Origin of the sequence: Exiguobacterium sp. s140, assembly GCF_018617035.1 — a bacterium.
Taxonomy (GTDB): Bacteria; Bacillota; Bacilli; order Exiguobacteriales; family Exiguobacteriaceae; genus Exiguobacterium; species Exiguobacterium profundum.
This window is the reverse complement of record NZ_JACSJK010000001.1, coordinates 385,953-404,384: the sequence shown is the minus strand read 5'-3', so window position 1 is coordinate 404,384 and position 18,432 is coordinate 385,953. Positions and strand designations below refer to the sequence as shown.

Genomic DNA, 18,432 nt, shown 5'->3' with positions numbered 1-18,432 from the left:
CAATTGTAATGCTTTATTCAACATCTTCTTCTGGCAATGCCCAAACTGAAATCGACCCCTCCGACACTTTAAATACCCCAAATCCTTCTTCATCAATCTCAATTCGATCATTCAATGTATTCGTTAAATCGACCCATGTTTCACCGGCACGTTCTTCCCCGACAAACATTCTCTTTTGAGATTCATCAGAAGTTGAAATGAGGACGGCACATCCGGAACGTTCGATTTCCTCCACACCTTTTCGTACCCACCCGATGACGTTTGCATCATCAAAGTAATCATCCTGCTCCCCGTACGCTTTCTCTCGGCGTGCATACAGAAGCGTATCAATGGCGAGCTTCATCCCATCAGTCGGGTGAGGACCGTCTATACCGTAGTAATCGCCATAGAAGACACATGGATAACCATCTTTACGAAGTAAGACAAGACCATAGGCGATTTGCTTGAACCAATCTTTCACCCATGACTCAAGCGCCTCCTCGGGTTGTGAATCGTGATTATCTACGAACGTCACGGAATGAAGCGGGTGTGACTGAACGAGCGTATCATCAAAAATGGTTCGCATGTCAAACGCGGCCCCTTCCTCTGAGGCTTGATGTAATTTGTAATGGAGTGGGACATCGAATAAATCGACATGGTAATCGATGTTATCGAGAAATTCACGACAGGCATCAAGGTCAGATTTCCAAAACTCGCCGACAAAATAGAATTGGTCACCTTTCTCTTCCCGCATCGTCTGACTGAACTCTTTTACAAAGTCATAGTTGATGTGTTTAATGGCGTCAAGACGGAATCCATCACATTTCGTCTCTTCGATGAACCATTTCCCCCAATTCAACACTTCTTCGCGCACATCGGGATGGTGGTAGTCGATGTTCGCAAACATTAAATAGTCATAGACACCGAATTCATCGTCGACGTTATCGTTCCATCTTTTGTTTTCTCCAACGATAAAGAAAATACCGGAACGATCAGTCGCCGCATCATAATCCGTTCCGTTAAAATGTGTGAAGTCCCATTTAAATGAAGAATATTTCCCATCACGAGCTTCATAATCAAATTTTGTCCACCCTTCGATTTCAAACGCTTCATCCGAGAGGACTTTCGTACGGTCGTCGGGATCGACTTCTAACACTTCAAACTTCTCGGTCGCATCCGCCCCGGCTTTATGATTCATGACGACATCCATATAAATCTGCATCCCAAGTTCTTGTTGACAATAGGTCGTTGCTTCAAGTAGTTCTTTTTTCGTTCCATATTTTGTGGCAATGGACCCTTTTTGATCGAACTCGCCCAAATCATATAAGTCATAGATTCCATAACCGGTATCTTGATCACTTTGCCCTTTTGTGACAGGTGGTAGCCATAGCGCAGTGATTCCTGCTTTATTTAAGTCGGCTGCTCTCTCTTTTAGTCGCTTCCAATGCTTTTGATCTGCCTCGACATGCCATTCAAAAAATTGCATCATGGTGTGGTTTCGTTCCATTTTGTCCGCCTCATTTCATATTTTTCAAAAAACAAAATGCTAACGAGTATTTACCCAGCAATTTTAAATTGAAAACAAAAAGCGACGTTCACAATGTGACGTCGCTTACGAATGGACCCTGTAGGACTTGAACCTACGACCGGACGGTTATGAGCCGTCTGCTCTAACCAGCTGAGCTAAGGGTCCTTATAAATAGCGGCGGAGGGAGTCGAACCCACGACCTCACGGGTATGAACCGTACGCTCTAGCCAGCTGAGCTACACCGCCATGTTGTTATACAGTAATAATATACTGAATATGTCCTAGAGTGTCAAGGAGTATTCCTTGCCAAATAAGAAAAGCACCCCAAATTTCATTTGGAGTGCTCCTGATTTATACGGTTACTTCGTTTGCATCTTCGAGTGTGATTTCCGTGATGTTCATGGCATGGTCACCGATTCGCTCCAAGTTCGAGAGCATATCAACAAAGAACATACCTGCTTGCCCATCACAAGCACCTGTGTTCAAACGAACGACGTGGTTCTTACGGAATTGACGCTCGAGCATGTCGAGTTTCGCTTCCATTTCAATGACTTTACGTGCTTCAACCATGTCGCCGCTCGCCAACGTCTGAAGAGATTTCTCTAACGTCGCACGTGTGAGGTCGTACATTTCAGTCAATTCTTTTTGTGCATCTGCCGAAAGTGTCACTTTCGTAGCTGTCTTATAATCAATCAACTCAATGATGTTCTCAACGTGATCACCGATTCGCTCGATATCGTTGATGGCATGCATGAGCGTTTTGTGCTCCTGTGACTCTTGTTCCGTCAAATCAACGGCAGCCAACTTCACGAGGTAATCTGTAATCTTCGCATTCAACGAGTTCAATGCTTCTTCGATATGTGCCGACTTTTCAGCGTGCTTCTTGTCGCCAGTCGTCAAATAGTTGCGTGCTTCATCAAGACCAAGTTTTGCGAAATCTCCCATACGGATGACTTCATATTTCGCTTGCTCGACTGCAATCGAAGGCGACTGTTGAATGAAGATCGGATCTAAATGTTGTGCTTTCGTATCAACGATTGAGTCTTCACCTGGGACCAATTTCGTCACAATCCAAGCAATCGTTCCGATGAACCAGAACTGGATCAATGTGTTGACGACGTTAAACGTACCGTGTGCGAATGCAATTTGCATCTTATCTTCGATTGCTAAGAGATCTGTGATCCAATAGATATAGTTTGTGAACGGAACTAACAAGATCATAAAGATTGTCGTACCAATCAAGTTAAAGATGACGTGTGCCGCTGCTGCACGACGTGCGGCAACTGATGCACCAATCGATGCCAAAATCGCCGTGATCGTTGTTCCGATGTTATCACCGAACAATACCGGTAAAGCAGCACCTAAATCGATGGAACCACCAGCATATAGTTCTTGCAAGATTCCGATCGTCGCAGACGATGATTGAACAATCACGGTAAATACTGTACCAACGATGACACCGAGGAACGGATTGTCACTCATTGATTGCGTCAAGTCGATGAAATATTCGCTTGAACGAAGTGGTTTCATCCCACTTCCCATCAATTCAAGTCCATAGAACAACATCCCGAAGCCAAAGAAGATTTGACCGAGGTGTTGTAATTTTTCTTTTTTAAAGAAGAACAACAATACTGCACCGATTGCAATGATTGGAAGCGCATATGCACCAACATCGAATCCGATGATGAACGCCGTCACCGTCGTACCGATGTTCGCCCCCATGATGACCCCGATTGCTTGACGGAGTGTCATGAACCCGGCGCTAACAAGTCCGACCGTAATGACGGTTGTACCTGAAGATGATTGAATCAATACTGTCACAATAATCCCGGCGAGTACACCGAGGAATGGATTCGTTGTATACTTATCAAGGATGTCGCGCAGGCGATTCCCTGCAGACTTTTGGAGTCCGTCTCCCATCGATTTGATCCCGAAGAGGAAGATCCCTAGACCTCCAAAAAACATGAATAACATTTCTTGCAAATTGTATTCCACGATTTTTGTACTCCTTTTAATTAAGAATTGGTTGGATTTGCTTGGTTTTTAATGCCCTACTCATTATGCCTTCATCGGCAGTATCATGTAAACACGTTTAATGTAAAAGTTTTATTAAAACACTGTACCATTATTTTAGATTATCGGCTTACTGTAATATAACAGATTGGAGTTTTTAGTATGCTCTCTACCATTTTGACGTTTCTTCAAACGAGCCTAGTCCCATCGAAACGCGCACTTCGACTTCGTCTAGCTCCGCTCCATGCCTACATGGGCGCCACATTCATCTTAACTCTCGTCATTACCATACTAGACTTTTTCGTGATTCGTCCTGACTTTTTCATCCCGATGTGGCTATTCTTGCACGGCTTCGCCATCTTCTTCTTCTATTTGATTTGGGTTGCACTCATGGCATTGTATGTCCAACTGTTTACGAAAATCTATTCAAAGAACAAATGGGCTTATCGTCAAGCCTGGCCATATGCTGTGGCGATGACACTCATCCCAACCTTGTTATTGGTCATCTTCTATCATTTGAATCCCGATTTCCTGACCCTCGGCTTTATAATCGGTCTCGGCTATATCAGTTTTCCGCTAACAAAAGTACCACAACCAAAACAACGTCGGGCCTCTTGAGCCCGACGTTGTTTTATGTTGGTGACAGTTCCTTTAGCGTCTGATTCAATGCTTCACTTTGGTCTCCAAGATTCGTTCCCGCGTCTTGAAGGGCAAGCTGAACATCTGACCAGCGATCGACACCTGTATTCAATTCAATCAATTTTCGTTCAAGCAATGAACTGATTTCGCGCAATTGTTCATTCGATTCCATTAAATGAACCAGCTGCTGGCCCGTACTCGATGTATGGACCGTAATCGCTTGAAATTCGTCAAGCTGTACTTTTATCTCACGATCGATGGTTTCAATTCCTGACTCGACACGACTAACGGCATCTTTTAAATGGTGAACTTCTTTAATGAAGTCATTAACTTCAGATAGCAGGTCCGTTCGTTCTGTGTTTAATGCTTCGATGGCACTGACCGCTAAAAGCGTCGATTCGTTTGTCATCTTCGCCAAATTCCCAACTTCACTGGCAACGACAGCAAATCCTTTGCCGTGCTCTCCTGCTCGTGCCGCTTCAATCGATGCGTTTAACGATAACATCTTTGTTGCCGCCGATACGGATAAGATACTTTTCAGCGCAACATCTGCCTTCGAAGAATTCGTCTCACTCTCAAGAAGTCGTCTTTGAATCGACTCCACTTGTTTCTCGACGTAATCACTCACGTCTCTTACAGAAGAGAACGTCTCAAGTTCTTCATGTAAAATAGATTTCAATTGATTCCCTCGCTCGTCCACACTCGTGATTTGCTGTTCAAGCGCTTCGATTTGTCGCGTCACATCTTTCATTTTAGATGTAGAGCCGTTTGTCACCGATTGATATGAATAGCTCGTCGATTCAACCGTAGCCGCCACTTCCCGAAACTGCTCCACCTGTTCGTGACTGTTACGTAATTCTTGTTTAAAGACAGGTAAGCTTTGATTGAACGCCGTTGCCGTTTTTCCCATCATGGACATCGATTGATTCCAAAGCGTGATGAACGCGTTGAACTCTGTTTCTAACATATGAATCTCTTTTGACTTCGATCCAAGTGTGACATCATCGAATCGGCGTGATGCCACGGCACTTCGTAACGAATCAGCCAACACACTGAGTGATTTCACTTCACGGTGAATCAACCGTGTGAAGAGGACCATCACGCCAACCATCGCAATCAATACGATGAAGGCGATATGTTGGCGTAGCGAACTCATCGGACCCAAAACTGATTCTTTCGTAACGACAAGGACGTAATCCGCTTTTAGTTCAGGTATCGGGACAGAAGCCACTAATAACGTTTCAGTTTCTTTCACTTCCGCTTCAGAACTGTTCGACAACTTGCCGATCAATTTCTCTGTCGCTATGCTTTCCTTCCCAGTCAGCTGTTCAATTGCTTGATCACGCACTAAAAATTGTGCCGCATCAAACTCATCCCCCGATAAGATTGAAGCCTGTTGCATATAGGCTGACTTCAGCGAGCGTGCCAACTGTTTCTCATTCGCAACGTAGGCACTATATGACGTTTTAATCGATTCTCGCATGACAGTGACTTCTCGCATGAGCCGTTGCTCGATTTCTGATGCCAAGAGTTGCTCAGATTTGATTGCGAACCACCCGAATGTGAGCGCGAAGACGAGTAAGACAATTGGCATGAGCGTCCACTGGAGTCGGTTGGCCAATTTAGGATACTGACGTGCCTCGTGCAACGGTCTCTTCCACTTGACTGGATTTTGTTTAAAGTTCCACTTCACAGATGCCACCTCTTTTTCTAATCTCGCCTATATATCGGTCTTGAGACGGTGGAAAATTATGAAGTAGATGTTAAGATAGCGTTAGAGTTTGTAAAGAGCACACATCCGTCACGCATCCCAGATGCTTTTTCACATTCTTTTCGTTATGATAATGAAGAAACCCTATCATCTTAAATCGATTGGATTCTTTCCAAAAGAAGGAGATTACGTATATGTCAGAAATTTTGCATCGTTCATTAACACGTCCGGTCCGCGTCGGTAACTTGATTATCGGAGGATCGAACGAAGTCATTATTCAATCTATGACCACTACGAAAACGCATGACGTCGAGGCGACAGTCGCCGAGATCAAACGTCTTGAGGAAGCTGGTTGCCAAGTCGTTCGCGTGGCTTGTCCAGACGAACGTGCAGCTGACGCACTTGCAGAAATTAAGAGCCGCATCAACATCCCGCTCGTCGTCGACATTCATTTCGACTACAAGCTTGCTTTAAAAGCCATCGAAAGTGGCGTCGATAAAATCCGGATCAACCCGGGTAACATCGGCCGCCGTGAGAAAGTAGAGGCCGTCGTCAACGCGGCGAAAGCAAAAGGGATTCCAATTCGAATCGGGGTCAATGCCGGTTCATTAGAAAAACAATTCCTTGAAAAGTATGGATATCCGACCGCGCAAGGTATGGTCGAGAGCGCGATGCACCACGTGAAGATTCTCGAGGACCTCGGCTTCTACAACACGATCATCTCGCTCAAAGCTTCAGACGTAAACCTTGCTCTTGAAGCATACACACTCGCTGCGAAGACGTTCGATTACCCACTTCACGTCGGAATCACAGAGTCAGGTCCACTCTTCTCCGGTTCACTCAAATCGGCTGCTGGACTCGGTGCGATTCTGTCTCTTGGAATCGGTTCAACGGTTCGAGTTTCACTTTCAGATGACCCGGTGGAAGAAGTAAAAGTTGCGAAAGAAGTGCTCAAGTCATTCGGACTTGCGGCAAATGCCGCGACTTTGATCTCTTGTCCGACATGTGGACGAATTGAAATTGATTTGATTTCGATTGCAAAAGAGGTAGAAGAATACATTCAAAACATCAACGTCAACATTAAAGTCGCTGTTCTCGGATGTGCGGTAAACGGACCAGGTGAGGCTCGTGAAGCAGACATCGGAATCGCAGGCGCACGTAACGAAGGACTTCTCTTCCGTCACGGAAAGATTATCCGCAAAGTGCCTGAGGCGACGATGGTCGAAGAATTGAAAAAAGAAATCGATGCGATCGCCGCTGAAAAAATGGCGGAACGTGAGCGCGAAGAACAAGAGCTCGCAAACCAATCAAATTAATGAATCTCATGCCCGTACGGTTGCAACCGTACGGGTTTTTGATAGAATAGAGGGCATGTGAGGAGGAGTGATGAGATGCGAATCGGCATTGATTTGGATGGAACCGTTACAGATCCTAAAAGTTGTTTTCTATATATGAATGAATCACTAGGCTATTCAATTGACTATCATCGTGCGACCGAGTACGAGTTACACACGTATACGACGATGGAACAACATGAATTTTGGAAGTTTATGATTGAAGAGGGGCATGAAGAAGCGATTTACCGTCGTTCTCTTCCGCACTCTGATGTGTTGGATGTGTTATGGGAATTAAAGCAGCAGCATCACCTGCACTACGTCACGGCCCGAAGTGAGGCGGTTCGACCGGTTACGGAAGAATGGATCAAACAGCATCGCTTGCCACTCGATTCGTTGGTCATGACCGGTTCTCACGATAAAATCAATGTCGTCAAAGACTTGTCACTCGAACTGTTTATGGAAGACCGGTATGAGAATGCCATCTCGATTCATGAAGAAACGTCAATTCCCGTACTCCTATTCGACGCACCCTATAATCGTAAGACGTTACCAGAGGGCGTAACTCGCATTTCGACATGGCGTGAGGCGCATTACCATGTCGCGCAATTGGAGAAACAAATCGTTCTACAGCAACGTTAAAAGGCAAGCCCGACGCAATCGGGCTTGCCTTTTACATTCGTCCGAGCTCTTCGATTAAATCGCTTGCGAGTACACTTGCGGGGTGTATCGTCTGGCTAATCGACTTGGCAGCGAGCGCATGCCATAGCACCGCTTGCTCGTTCGGTGACGAAGGTTTTTCTTTTCTAGCCCATAGCGCCAGAAGGATGCCAGTCAACACGTCCCCACTTCCACCTTTCGCTAACGCCGACGCTTCAACAGTATTGACGGCACCTGTTCCGTCAGGTGTGACGATGAGCGTATACGTGCCTTTCAAAATCAAATGGACCCGGTGTCGTTTCGCGAACTCACAAGCGATGGAGAAGCGGTCTGCCTCAATCTCTTCGACCGATTTACCGGTCAATCTTGAAAATTCACCTGGATGCGGTGTAAGCGTGAGCGGCCCCCGAGTTTCCAGTCGTTTCGTCGACAATGCCCCAGCATCCAAAATGACTGGACAGGGCTGCTGTTTCGCGTATTGCCAGATGAGATTCAAGGCCTCCCCTTCGACCATTCCGGGACCGATGGCCAGTGCATCGTACGATTGTTCCACCACATCGGTGTGTTGCTGATACATCGCTTCAGGTAATGTTGAGATGAGCGGGCTCGCTTCGCGTGGAATGGATAGACGCAATAAGCCAATGCCAGAACGAGTTGCAGCACGACCACCCAAGAATGGTGCACCGAGAAAATGACGACTCCCTCCGATGAGCATCCCATGTCCATATGTCGTCTTATGGCTGAATTGATCACGCCCCAAAAGAGATCGATCGAAATCAGTTTCGGTCAACACCTTCCAATCGGATGTATGCGGGAGTCCGATATCAACCCGTTCCACTTTGCCATAGAACGGAGCCGTCCGATTTAAGAATGTCGAACGCTTGAAACCGTGTAACGAATACGTATATGTCGCCCGAATCGCCATGTCATCAAAGTCACGAGTGTGATCACTCGGTATGCCTGACGGTACGTCAATCGAGATGACCGGCGTCGATTGATGATTCACCCATTCAATCACTTCCCGCGCGTGACCAGTCACGGGACCGGACAATCCGACACCGAACAGGGCATCAATGATGACATCTGTTTCAATCGGCCGCTCCACAAGGTGAACAAATGCGGAGGCGTAGGAAGCGTGTATTGCAGCCGCCTCAGACTTACTTTTCCCTAACGGTGACCATACGCTGACCTCATGCCCTCTCATAGCAAGTTCTCGAGCGACGACCCAACCGTCCCCACCGTTGTTGCCCGTCCCACAAATCACCAAAATGGTAGCCTGCGATTCAATTCGAATGTGAGGCACAATCGCCGAGGCCGCTCGCTCCATCAACACCTCTTCGGGCATCCCATTTTGAATCGCTGTGCGATCAATCTGCTTGATTTCAGCAGCTGTATAGATCATCTGACTTCCCCCTTCGATACAAAAAAGGGATTGAATCAAATCAATCCCTTTTGCTTACATTCTTTACAATACCCATATATCTCAAATTTATGATCGACCACTTCAAATTCAGGGTCGAGCGCCTCTACGAAGCGCATCGGACATAAATCGAGCAGTTTCGTCTTCCCGCAGCTCCGACAGATCAAATGATGATGGTGATGTGCCGCACTGCAGGTGACTCGAAAGGATTTCTCACCATCGAGTTCCGTCGCTTCAAGTAATCCTTCTTCCGCGAACGACTTCAAGTTGCGATATACCGTGTCAAAACTCATCGTCGGATGTTTGTCTCGCATGTACTCGAGTACTTCCTTCGCACTGATATATCGATCTTCTTCAGAGAGATAAGCATACATTTCAAGACGTTTCGGCGTCACTTTTAAAGAAGATGCACGCAGACGATTCAATTGTTCAGTCTCATTCATGTTGTACCTCCTTTTTCTTGAAACTCATGACTTTCTCAAGTGCCATGACGGCTGCTAAAATACCGACCGCAATCAATACGATGACACCGCCTGGAGCGACATCGAGATCATACGCAAGGACGAGCCCACCAATTGTCGCGACCTCTCCGAAGATGATGGACCAGAGAATGGTCTGTTTGAAGCTCGATGTAAAGCGTAGCGCCGCTGCGACGGGTAACGTAATCAAGCTTGATACGAGAAGCGTTCCGACAATTCGCATGCTAACGGCAATCACAAGCGCTACGATGAACATGAATAACATATGAAGCATCGTACTCGGTAATCCCGACACTTTTGCCTGCTCTTCATCAAACGATAAGAACAACAACTGCTTATAGAAGATAAAGATTACAAGAAACGTCAAGACGGCCACACTGACAATCAATGTGATGTCCGACTGACTCACGGCAGAGATCGACCCGAACAAGAGTGTGGACAAGTCGACCGAGAATCCTCGCGATAGCGAGATAAAGATGGCACTGAGTCCCATTCCTGCGGACATCATGATCGGAATGGATAGTTCCTGGAAGTGCACATATTTCCCTCGAAGCCAGTTGAGCCCTAACGCCGCCAATACAGAGATGAGCGTTCCCATATAAAGGGGATTGAGATCAGCGAATAGAGCGATATATTGTCCGAGAAATAAACTGAATGAAATTCCGGCAAGCGTCATGTGTGACAATGCATCGGCAATCAAGCTCATCCGTCTCACCACGATAAATGAACCGATGAGCGGTGCGGTAAACCCGATCACAAGTGCTGCAATGAACGCATAACGTAAAAAACTATATGTCCAAAGATCTGTGATCATGTCGTTCCCTCGTGAACAAGTACTTTAACAGGATAAGGTTTGATGGATGATGCGAGTTCTCCGAGCTCGCTGTATTCTCTCAGTCCACAATTACATGCCAATCGTCCGCGGTCGAGGTGGACGACTTTCGTGACGAGGTCGGTCACCACGTTTAAATCGTGGGTGACGAGGACGAACGTACAAGTCGTATGTTCACGAAGCATATGCAAGACTTCATAAAAATCTTGTAAGTGTTTTTGGTCCACACCGACGGTCGGCTCATCGAGAATCAATAGATCAGGCTGGTTGACCATCGCCCGAGCGATAAAGACGCGCTGTTGTTGTCCTCCGGATAGATCTCCAATTTTCCGATGACGAAACTGCCACATGTTGACCGTTTGTAACGCATTTTGAATCGCTGCCTGGTCTTCCATCTTCAAACGTTTGAATAAACCGAGACGTCCATATCTGCCCATCGCAACAACTTCTTCGACGGTAACCGGGAATCCCGAGTTAAAGGAAGCCGCTTTTTGGGAAACGTAACTGATACGAGACTTGTCTTTAAACTGCGAAATGGGCTTGCCGAACAATTCGACCGACCCTTGCTGTGGGTTCAGTAATCCAAGAATGGTTCGAATCAAAGTCGACTTCCCAGAACCGTTTTCTCCAACGATTGCGACAAAGTCCCCTTGTCGAATATCAATCGATACGTTTTGTAAGGCTGGTGTCCCATCATAGAAGTAAGACACCTCGTTTAATTTGACGACAGATGTAGTCATCTAATCCCTTCTCTCATATGTTAAATCGTAATCATTTCTACTTTCTAGGCGTTTGTATTATACAGAATATCACGCATACCTTCAAGCAAGACCGGTTTCACTTAGTCAAATGGTAAAATTCACGTAAATCGTATGTTCGTTCAAAACCTTGTCGATTACACTAGTATTATGAAGGGAATGGTTTTATGGAAAAGAAACTGGCAGTTATTGATATCGGATCCAACTCGATTCGAAACGTCATCTTCGAAGTGAACGAGGAAGGACAATACTTCGAACGGTTAAATGTGAAAGAAGTCGCGCGATTGTCCAGCCATATTAGTGATGCGAATGAAATGACTGAAGAAGGAATCGCTTCACTCATCGATACGTTACGTCACTTTAAAGAGTTGAACGACCATCATCACGTTACCGATGTGCTCCCAGTAGCGACAGCAGCCATTCGAAACGCAAATAACTCAGATGAGATTTTGCAGAATGTCAAACAATCTACTGGGATGACCATCCGCCTGTTGAGCGATTACGAAGAAGCATTTTACGGATATTCGGCCATCGTCAACTCTACCTATGTGGAAGATGGATATTCTGTCGATATTGGTGGGGGATCAATGGAAGTCACATATTTTCAGAATCGCGAACTCGTCTTCTATCATAGTTTCCCTTTCGGTGCCGTGACGTTAACGAAAGAATTCATGAAAGATGAGACGATGACGAAAGACGAGCGGAAAGCGTTGACCGCATACTTAAAGAAGGCATTCAAAGAAATTGAATGGCTCGAACCACATGGTGTCCCACTTGTCGGTGTCGGTGGGACGGCTCGTAACTTAGTCCGGGTCGAACAGACCATATCGAACTTCCCGCTTGAAGGAATCCATCAGTATACGATTTCTGCTGAACAGTTGGAGGACGTCATAGATGAACTCGTCGGAATGTCGAGCAAACAACTCGGACGTTTGGATGGGCTGTCAAAAGACCGGGTCGACATCATCGCGCCTGCCGTGACAGCAATCGGCGAGCTCGCTAAATATTTGAAAGTACCTGAGTTCACGATGAGTAACAATGGACTCCGTGAAGGTCTCTTCTATGAAAACTATTTACATGAGCATGATAAAGTTCGTTTTGCCGATGTGAAAGAAGAAAGTTTTCGTCATTTTGAAAAACAATACGACGTGAACCCGACTCGTCATCAACATCTCATCCGATTGGCCCGACAGTTGTATACCGGATTAATTGAAGTGAAAGCGATTAAACCGAAACCATTTGAGCCTGGTCTTCTTGAAGGTGCCTGCCGCCTTGCCTATGTCGGTGAATATATCGATCACAACAATAAGAGTGACCACACGTTCCATCTGATCACCACAAACGATTTCAAAGGACTAAACAACGAGGATCGACTCGCTCTTGCCCTCGTCACATCCTTCAAATCAAAACGAGTATTGGAACAACATATCGAGGCTTTCCCGAAATGGTTTGATCAAAAGTTATTGAAGAGTTTAGAACTACTAGGCTCGATCGTAAAACTCGTCGATGCCCTCGACTTGACGGAGCGTCAGATCGTGACGGACATCCATGTTGCTAGTACAAAGGACGGTCTCACACTTACGCTAGATACGAATGGTTCCGCACGTTTTGAGTTGCAGCGAAGCACTCGCCATAAAAAGCATTTAGAACGCGCAATTGCTCAATCGATTGAGATTGTCTTGAGCGAGGAGGAGTAACCATGCCCGAATATACGAATGAACATTTTAACAACCGTGAACTCAGCTGGCTCGACTTTAACGAGCGTGTCCTCGAGGAGGCGATGGATGAACGAAATCCATTGATGGAACGATTGAAATTTTTGGCGATTTTTAGTTCTAACCTTGATGAATTTTATATGGTACGAGTCGGTGGATTGAAAGATGAGGTCCTCGCCGGGTTCAACCGTCCGGAAGACAAGACGGGCCTCACTCCAAAACAGCAGATCAAATCCATTTCGGTGCGAGCGCAAGAACTCGTCGAGACGCAATATGCGACATATAAAAAAATCACAAAACAGTTATCGAATCAGCACGTCCGCTTCTTACGGACGAAACATTTGAACAAGACCCAACAAGATTTCGTGAAAGAGTACTTTCGAACGCACGTATTCCCTGTCCTGACACCGATTGCAGTCGACGCCTATCGTCCGTTCCCAATGCTCTTATCTAAGTCACTGAATATTGCTGTCGAGATTGCCTCGAATGGCGAACGAAAAAAACGACTCGCCCTCGTTCAAGTGCCATCCGTTCTTCCGCGGTATCTGGAACTACCTACCGATGATGAAGAACATACCGATTTGATTTTACTTGAGGATTTGATCATTCAATACATCGACTCACTCTTCAAAGGATTTGTCGTCGAGTCCACGATGCCATTCCGAATTACGCGGAACGCGGACATGCCGTTTCACGAAGAGGGCAGTCGTGACGTCTTGAAACAAATCGAAAAAGAGTTGAAGAAGAGAAGATATGGGGTTGCCATCCGACTCGAGGTACAGCAACGATCGTTACGAAAAGAACTGTTGTTCATGCTACAAGACGTCCTTGACTTACATGACCGGGATATCTTTATTGTCGACGGTCCGATCGACTTGACCTTCCTGTTTGGGATCTACAATCAGATCGGGATGGAATATGATGACATGATCAATGAAACGTTGATCCCATTTATCCCAGAAGGTCTTGAATCGGGCAAAGATTTATTCCAAAGTATCGCTAAACAGGATTATCTGCTCCATCACCCGTATCATTCATTCGATCCAATCGTCCGTTTTATCGTTCAAGCCGCCAAAGACCCGAATGTCTTGGCAATCAAGCAGACACTCTATCGCGTCTCAGGGGACTCTCCCATCATCAAAGCCTTGACTGATGCAGCCGAGAGCGGAAAACAAGTCACTGTCCTCGTCGAACTAAAAGCACGTTTTGATGAAGAAAAAAACATTCAATGGGCGAAGCAACTTGAGAAAGCCGGGGCTCACGTCATCTACGGCTATAAAGAACTGAAGACACACTCAAAAATCACCCTCGTCGTTCGCATTCTAGAAGGTGGTGTGTTGCAACGGTTCATTCATCTCGGAACCGGTAACTATAACGATTCAACCGCCAAGCTGTACACAGACATTGGGCTCCTCACCACAAATGAAGAACTCGCTGAAGATGCAACGAACTTTTTCAACTGGTTATCCGGTTATGGGGAACGACCATCTTGGCATCAGTTCGAGACGTCGCCTGACGACATGAAAGACTTCTTCTTGAATAAAATCGATGATGAGATCAAACTGCATGAAAAGTACGGCAACGGTCGCATCGTCGCTAAGATGAACTCGATCACGGACCGGGCCATCATCACAAAATTGTATGATGCTTCGTCCGCGGGAGTGAAAATCGATTTGATTGTCCGAGGCATTTGTTGCTTACGACCGGGAATTAAAGGGGTCTCTGAAAACATCAAAGTCATCTCGATCATCGACCGATATCTCGAACATTCCCGAATCTTTTATTTTTACCAAAATGGAAAAGAAGACTTGTACTGTTCCTCTGCGGACTGGATGACACGAAATATGAAAAAACGGATCGAGATACTCTTCCCTATCTTGAACGCATCACATAAAACATACATCAAAGATATGATGGCCCTTCAACTCGTCGATAATGTGAAAGCAAGAAGACAACGTTCTGACGGCCGCTATGTATACGTGAAACGTGAGACCAATGAGGAAGAGATTCAATCTCAAATTATCATCCATCAATATACGGGTGGTCGATGGAACAACATACCTAGCGTATTCGAACGAGAACCGTCAAATTGGGCGGAACGCGAAGTGCTCCGCCTTCGGGCCGAGAACGAGAAAATGACAGATGACTGATGTTAGACTTCTCAAATAAGAAAACTCGTTGTATAATAAATTCGATTCAGTTATTATGAAGCGCTTTCATTTAGAGACGGAGGAATTATTTATGCAGGAGATTTTATTATCATTACTCGCCGGCTTGATTTGTGGTGCCATCTTCACCGCACTCAAACTGCCACTGCCTGCCCCACCGGTATTGCCAGGAGTTGTTGGGATTTTCGGGGTATTCCTCGGAATGAAGGTTTATCAATTTGCTGTAGCGAACTGGCCATTCTAATAAAAGATGCCCCTTTTTGAGGGCATCTTTTATTATTTAGTCTAATGTATGAATGGCTTTATGACAGGTCGGACAAACCCAGATGCCACGTTCTTCTGTCAAGTGATACTCAATCAAGTGATACGCCTCTTGACCAAAGCGTTCAGCTAGGTCTTCATGACAGTTCGCACAAGTCGTCACGTTCGACTTCGGTGCTAGAAGTTTTTCTCGAAACAAGTGCGCCTCATATGACGCTTTCGTCCATTGAGACGATGGTACATGATAGCCGTCATTCCATTTTGTTCGAATCGACTCGTACGGTTCATCCCCCTCATACATTCCCACTTGCAAGAGCGGATGATGAAAATGAAGTTGTAACAGGTCGACTAAGGAATACAGCGCCACCCCTCCCTGTCTCTCTCCGAGCCAATACGGATCGTCTGGTCGCTCAATCGTCTCTTCAAGTAACACCTCTGCTTCCGCCACGATGCCATGCCCCATCACTTCGATAAATGCTGTCGGTGTCGTCACGGACCCCTTTACATAAACCGGACTCTGTTCAAGAAAATAAGTCGGGAATGCGTTCCAGACATCATATCGCTTTGGATCGACTTGTAGGACGTTCATCGCTTATTGATGAGCGAGCGTGAATCGTTCACGCCACTCGGCATCAAATTGATTGGCACGGAACATTTCAATCTCTTGTTTATATGGAGCGACTTTTGTTTTTTCGCTAATCGGGATATATGGCGTTTCTAGAATTTTCGGTAGATGCGCAAATGCCTCGTGATGAATAATACGATTTAGCGTATCAAATCCAATCTCTCCGTAGCCAATGTTTTCATGACGGTCTTTTTTTGCACCGCGCACATTCTTCGAATCATTTACATGAATCACTCCGAGACGGTCGAGTCCGACGATGCGATCGAATTGTTCAATGACGCCGTCTAAGTCACCGACTAAGTCATATCCTGCATCATGGACGTGACACGTATCAAAGCAAACTGAGAGTCGATCATTGTGCGTCACGCCATCAATGATGGTCGCAAGCTCTTCAAACGTCTTACCAAGTTCGCTTCCTTTCCCTGCCATCGTCTCAAGCGCAATCTTTACTTGTTCGTCGCCAGTCAACACTTCATTCAATCCTTCGATGATTCGAGCGAGACCGATTTCTTCTCCCGCTCCGACATGAGCGCCCGGGTGAAGAACGACGTGGCGAGCCACTTGGAGTGCTTCTGCCCGCTTTAATTCCTGAGTTAAGAAAGAGACGGCCAATTCAAACGTCTCAGGTTTCGTCGTATTCCCGAGATTGATGATATATGGAGCGTGAACAACAATCTCTTCGATGTCATGTGCGGCCATATGTTTGAGTGCTGCCTCAATATTTAAATCTTCAATGGGTTTACGGCGTGTGTTTTGGGGCGCACCTGTATACACCATCATCGTATTCGCCCCGTAAGAGACAGCCTCTTCACTCCCTGCTAACAACATCTTTTTACCTGATACCGAAACGTGTGAACCTATTTTTAACATCCTCATCTTCCCTTCATCATCTTCTATCTCTAGTGTACACAAAAAGAAGAACCGACTCCAAGAAGTCGATTCTCCCAAACATTATCGTTTATTTTTCTTACGTGCTGCACGGCGATCCGAGCGTTGCTGTTGCATATGCTCACGTGATGCCGTCTCTTTCAACTTATACTTGAATTTCTTCTTATAGCCAGGCTTCACTTTCTTCTTCGCCTTCTTGATTTCACCGGCCATCCGACTATGAGCCGTGTGTGAGACCTTCATCTTCCGATCTGTTTGGCGACGACGACGTGTCTTGATCGGTTGAATCGAACCGTTGCGCAAGTCCACATGAGTGAATTCGAACCCACGTTCTTCAAGTCTGTTGATTGGTCCATTCTCATGGTCCTCATATAGTGTGTACGCCTCACCTGATGCGCCCGCACGTCCCGTACGACCGACACGGTGCGTATAGAAATCAAGGTCTTTCGGAATCCCGTGGTTGATGACGTGAGAGACTCCTGAAATATCGATACCGCGAGCCGCTAAATCCGTAGCAATCACATACTGATATTTCGCATCATTGATGTCCTTGATGGCTTGTTTGCGGCGACGTGCCTGCATGTCACCATGCAACGTACCGACGTTTAGACCTGCTTCGCGGAACGACGTCTCCAACTCATCTGCCTCTTGTTTCGTATTGGTGAACACGAGACAAACGAATGGATTGATTGCTTTCGCAATTTCGACAGTCAATTCTTTACGGTCACGGTGACGTACTGGAATCACGTGGTGCTTGATTTTTGGTGCGACGCGATGTTCTGGGCTCGCCTCTGCAAAGCGTGGGTCATGAAGGTACTTCTTCAAGAACGGTTCAAGGTTCTCAGGAATCGTCGCTGAGAAGACCATCGTTTGTAGTTTTTCAGGAAGCGCCTGTGCGATGCGGTCGACCTCGGGCAAGAATCCCATATCGAGCATTTGATCGGCTTCATCGACGACAAAGTGTGTCACTTTGTGCGGGAATAACGCCTGTGCTTTCATGAGATCAAGGATTCGTCCCGGTGTCCCGATGATCAACTGTGGTGGATTTTTCATCTTATCGATCTGACGTTCGCGGTCTGTCCCTCCGACAATCAAACTCGATTTGATGTAATCTGGGTTTTTAATAAGAATCGATTTCAATTCTTCATGAATCTGCCAAGCGAGTTCGCGTGTCGGTGCGACGACGATTGCTTGAACTGAAGCATCTTCTGGGTTGATCGCTTCAACGATCGGTAACAAGAACGCAAGTGTTTTACCCGTTCCTGTCTGTGATTTTCCAATAATATCTCGACCATTCAAGGCAGCCGGAATAATTCGGGCTTGTATATCGGTCGGTTTCGTAATGCGCTTTTCGGTTAACGCATCAACCATAAACGGTAGCAATTTGAACTGTTGGAAGCTGTTCAATCGATACACCTCCTG

At 46.0% G+C, this 18,432-nt stretch carries 16 protein-coding genes and 2 tRNA genes; 6 read left to right on the top strand and 12 right to left on the bottom strand.

Going from position 1 to position 18,432, the window contains the following annotated elements; translation table 11 throughout:
• Positions 1–13: 13 nt before the first annotated feature.
• From KNO61_RS02075 to KNO61_RS02060, 4 genes are all read right to left on the bottom strand, one after another.
• Positions 14–1,486, bottom strand: a complete 1,473-nt coding sequence (locus KNO61_RS02075) for an alpha-amylase (RefSeq protein WP_214872560.1) — start codon at positions 1,484–1,486, stop codon at positions 14–16.
• 112 nt (positions 1,487–1,598) lie between these two features.
• Positions 1,599–1,672 (bottom strand) — tRNA-Ile (locus tag KNO61_RS02070).
• Between the two features lie 7 nt (positions 1,673–1,679).
• A tRNA-Met gene (locus KNO61_RS02065) sits at positions 1,680–1,753 on the bottom strand.
• 105 nt (positions 1,754–1,858) lie between these two features.
• A complete protein-coding gene (locus tag KNO61_RS02060) occupies positions 1,859–3,502 on the bottom strand; it encodes a Na/Pi cotransporter family protein (RefSeq protein WP_078147133.1) in 1,644 nt (547 codons plus the stop codon).
• 180 nt (positions 3,503–3,682) lie between these two features.
• On the opposite strand from KNO61_RS02060, the gene KNO61_RS02055 reads away from it, so the two are divergent.
• Positions 3,683–4,138: a hypothetical protein gene (locus KNO61_RS02055; RefSeq protein WP_078147134.1), complete on the top strand. Its 456-nt coding sequence runs from the start codon at positions 3,683–3,685 to the stop codon at positions 4,136–4,138.
• Between the two features lie 13 nt (positions 4,139–4,151).
• Here KNO61_RS02055 and KNO61_RS02050 read toward each other — a convergent pair whose 3' ends face one another.
• Positions 4,152–5,852 carry a methyl-accepting chemotaxis protein gene (locus KNO61_RS02050; RefSeq protein WP_078147135.1) on the bottom strand — a complete coding sequence of 567 codons (1,701 nt, stop codon included), beginning with the start codon at positions 5,850–5,852 and terminating at the stop codon, positions 4,152–4,154.
• A 212-nt stretch (positions 5,853–6,064) separates the two neighbouring features.
• Between KNO61_RS02050 and ispG the strand changes: the two genes are divergently transcribed.
• Positions 6,065–7,186: a flavodoxin-dependent (E)-4-hydroxy-3-methylbut-2-enyl-diphosphate synthase gene (gene ispG, locus KNO61_RS02045; RefSeq protein ID WP_012726622.1), complete on the top strand. Its 1,122-nt coding sequence runs from the start codon at positions 6,065–6,067 to the stop codon at positions 7,184–7,186.
• A gap of 75 nt (positions 7,187–7,261) precedes the next feature.
• Entirely contained in the window at positions 7,262–7,846 is a 585-nt protein-coding gene (locus tag KNO61_RS02040; protein ID WP_078147136.1) for a hypothetical protein, read from the top strand.
• 31 nt (positions 7,847–7,877) lie between these two features.
• Here the strand turns inward: KNO61_RS02040 and KNO61_RS02035 are convergent, their stop codons facing one another.
• Genes KNO61_RS02035 through KNO61_RS02020 form a run of 4 tightly spaced genes read right to left on the bottom strand, consistent with a single transcriptional unit; the run spans position 7,878 to position 11,335 of the window.
• Positions 7,878–9,266 (bottom strand): NAD(P)H-hydrate dehydratase, encoded by a 1,389-nt coding sequence (locus KNO61_RS02035; RefSeq protein ID WP_214686961.1) that lies wholly within the window; start codon positions 9,264–9,266, stop codon positions 7,878–7,880.
• A 35-nt stretch (positions 9,267–9,301) separates the two neighbouring features.
• Positions 9,302–9,727 (bottom strand): Fur family transcriptional regulator, encoded by a 426-nt coding sequence (locus KNO61_RS02030; protein WP_012726625.1) that lies wholly within the window; start codon positions 9,725–9,727, stop codon positions 9,302–9,304.
• On the bottom strand, positions 9,720–10,577 hold the full coding sequence (locus tag KNO61_RS02025) for a metal ABC transporter permease (protein ID WP_078147139.1): 858 nt from the start codon (positions 10,575–10,577) through the stop codon (positions 9,720–9,722). Before KNO61_RS02025 ends, KNO61_RS02030 begins: the two co-directional genes overlap by 8 nt.
• On the bottom strand, positions 10,574–11,335 hold the full coding sequence (locus KNO61_RS02020) for a metal ABC transporter ATP-binding protein (RefSeq protein ID WP_074036635.1): 762 nt from the start codon (positions 11,333–11,335) through the stop codon (positions 10,574–10,576). The genes KNO61_RS02025 and KNO61_RS02020 overlap by 4 nt, the downstream gene beginning before the upstream one ends.
• 185 nt (positions 11,336–11,520) lie before the next feature.
• Here KNO61_RS02020 and KNO61_RS02015 point away from each other — a divergent pair, with 185 nt between their 5' ends.
• The 3 genes from KNO61_RS02015 to KNO61_RS02005 all read left to right on the top strand — a co-directional run bounded on the left by KNO61_RS02015 (position 11,521) and on the right by KNO61_RS02005 (position 15,480).
• Positions 11,521–13,050, top strand: coding sequence for a Ppx/GppA family phosphatase (locus KNO61_RS02015; RefSeq protein ID WP_214686966.1), 1,530 nt, complete (start codon positions 11,521–11,523; stop codon positions 13,048–13,050).
• Positions 13,051–13,052: 2 nt separating this feature from the next.
• The gene (locus tag KNO61_RS02010) at positions 13,053–15,218 is read left to right on the top strand and encodes an RNA degradosome polyphosphate kinase (RefSeq protein ID WP_214686968.1); all 2,166 of its coding nucleotides are present in this window, start codon (positions 13,053–13,055) and stop codon (positions 15,216–15,218) included.
• 91 nt (positions 15,219–15,309) lie between these two features.
• Positions 15,310–15,480, top strand: coding sequence for a DUF1427 family protein (locus KNO61_RS02005; protein ID WP_012726630.1), 171 nt, complete (start codon positions 15,310–15,312; stop codon positions 15,478–15,480).
• 36 nt (positions 15,481–15,516) lie between these two features.
• Here KNO61_RS02005 and KNO61_RS02000 read toward each other — a convergent pair whose 3' ends face one another.
• The 3 genes from KNO61_RS02000 to KNO61_RS01990 all read right to left on the bottom strand — a co-directional run bounded on the left by KNO61_RS02000 (position 15,517) and on the right by KNO61_RS01990 (position 18,417).
• Positions 15,517–16,086, bottom strand: coding sequence for a hypothetical protein (locus KNO61_RS02000; RefSeq protein ID WP_214730488.1), 570 nt, complete (start codon positions 16,084–16,086; stop codon positions 15,517–15,519).
• A gap of 3 nt (positions 16,087–16,089) precedes the next feature.
• A complete protein-coding gene (locus KNO61_RS01995) occupies positions 16,090–16,992 on the bottom strand; it encodes a deoxyribonuclease IV (RefSeq protein ID WP_214684011.1) in 903 nt (300 codons plus the stop codon).
• Positions 16,993–17,073: 81 nt separating this feature from the next.
• Positions 17,074–18,417, bottom strand: a complete 1,344-nt coding sequence (locus tag KNO61_RS01990) for a DEAD/DEAH box helicase (RefSeq protein ID WP_012726633.1) — start codon at positions 18,415–18,417, stop codon at positions 17,074–17,076.
• Positions 18,418–18,432: the final 15 nt, after the last annotated feature.

Coding starts and splice junctions, on each gene's coding strand:
- KNO61_RS02030 (WP_012726625.1), bottom strand. CDS start 9,727: ATGAATGAGACTGAACAATTGAATCGTCTGCGTGCATCTTCTTTAAAA.
- KNO61_RS02000 (WP_214730488.1), bottom strand. CDS start 16,086: ATGAACGTCCTACAAGTCGATCCAAAGCGATATGATGTCTGGAACGCA.
- KNO61_RS01995 (WP_214684011.1), bottom strand. CDS start 16,992: ATGTTAAAAATAGGTTCACACGTTTCGGTATCAGGTAAAAAGATGTTG.
- KNO61_RS02075 (WP_214872560.1), bottom strand. CDS start 1,486: ATGGAACGAAACCACACCATGATGCAATTTTTTGAATGGCATGTCGAG.
- KNO61_RS02040 (WP_078147136.1), top strand. CDS start 7,262: ATGCGAATCGGCATTGATTTGGATGGAACCGTTACAGATCCTAAAAGT.
- ispG (WP_012726622.1), top strand. CDS start 6,065: ATGTCAGAAATTTTGCATCGTTCATTAACACGTCCGGTCCGCGTCGGT.
- KNO61_RS02005 (WP_012726630.1), top strand. CDS start 15,310: ATGCAGGAGATTTTATTATCATTACTCGCCGGCTTGATTTGTGGTGCC.
- KNO61_RS02035 (WP_214686961.1), bottom strand. CDS start 9,266: ATGATCTATACAGCTGCTGAAATCAAGCAGATTGATCGCACAGCGATT.
- KNO61_RS02015 (WP_214686966.1), top strand. CDS start 11,521: ATGGAAAAGAAACTGGCAGTTATTGATATCGGATCCAACTCGATTCGA.
- KNO61_RS02055 (WP_078147134.1), top strand. CDS start 3,683: ATGCTCTCTACCATTTTGACGTTTCTTCAAACGAGCCTAGTCCCATCG.
- KNO61_RS02020 (WP_074036635.1), bottom strand. CDS start 11,335: ATGACTACATCTGTCGTCAAATTAAACGAGGTGTCTTACTTCTATGAT.
- KNO61_RS02010 (WP_214686968.1), top strand. CDS start 13,053: ATGCCCGAATATACGAATGAACATTTTAACAACCGTGAACTCAGCTGG.
- KNO61_RS02025 (WP_078147139.1), bottom strand. CDS start 10,577: ATGATCACAGATCTTTGGACATATAGTTTTTTACGTTATGCGTTCATT.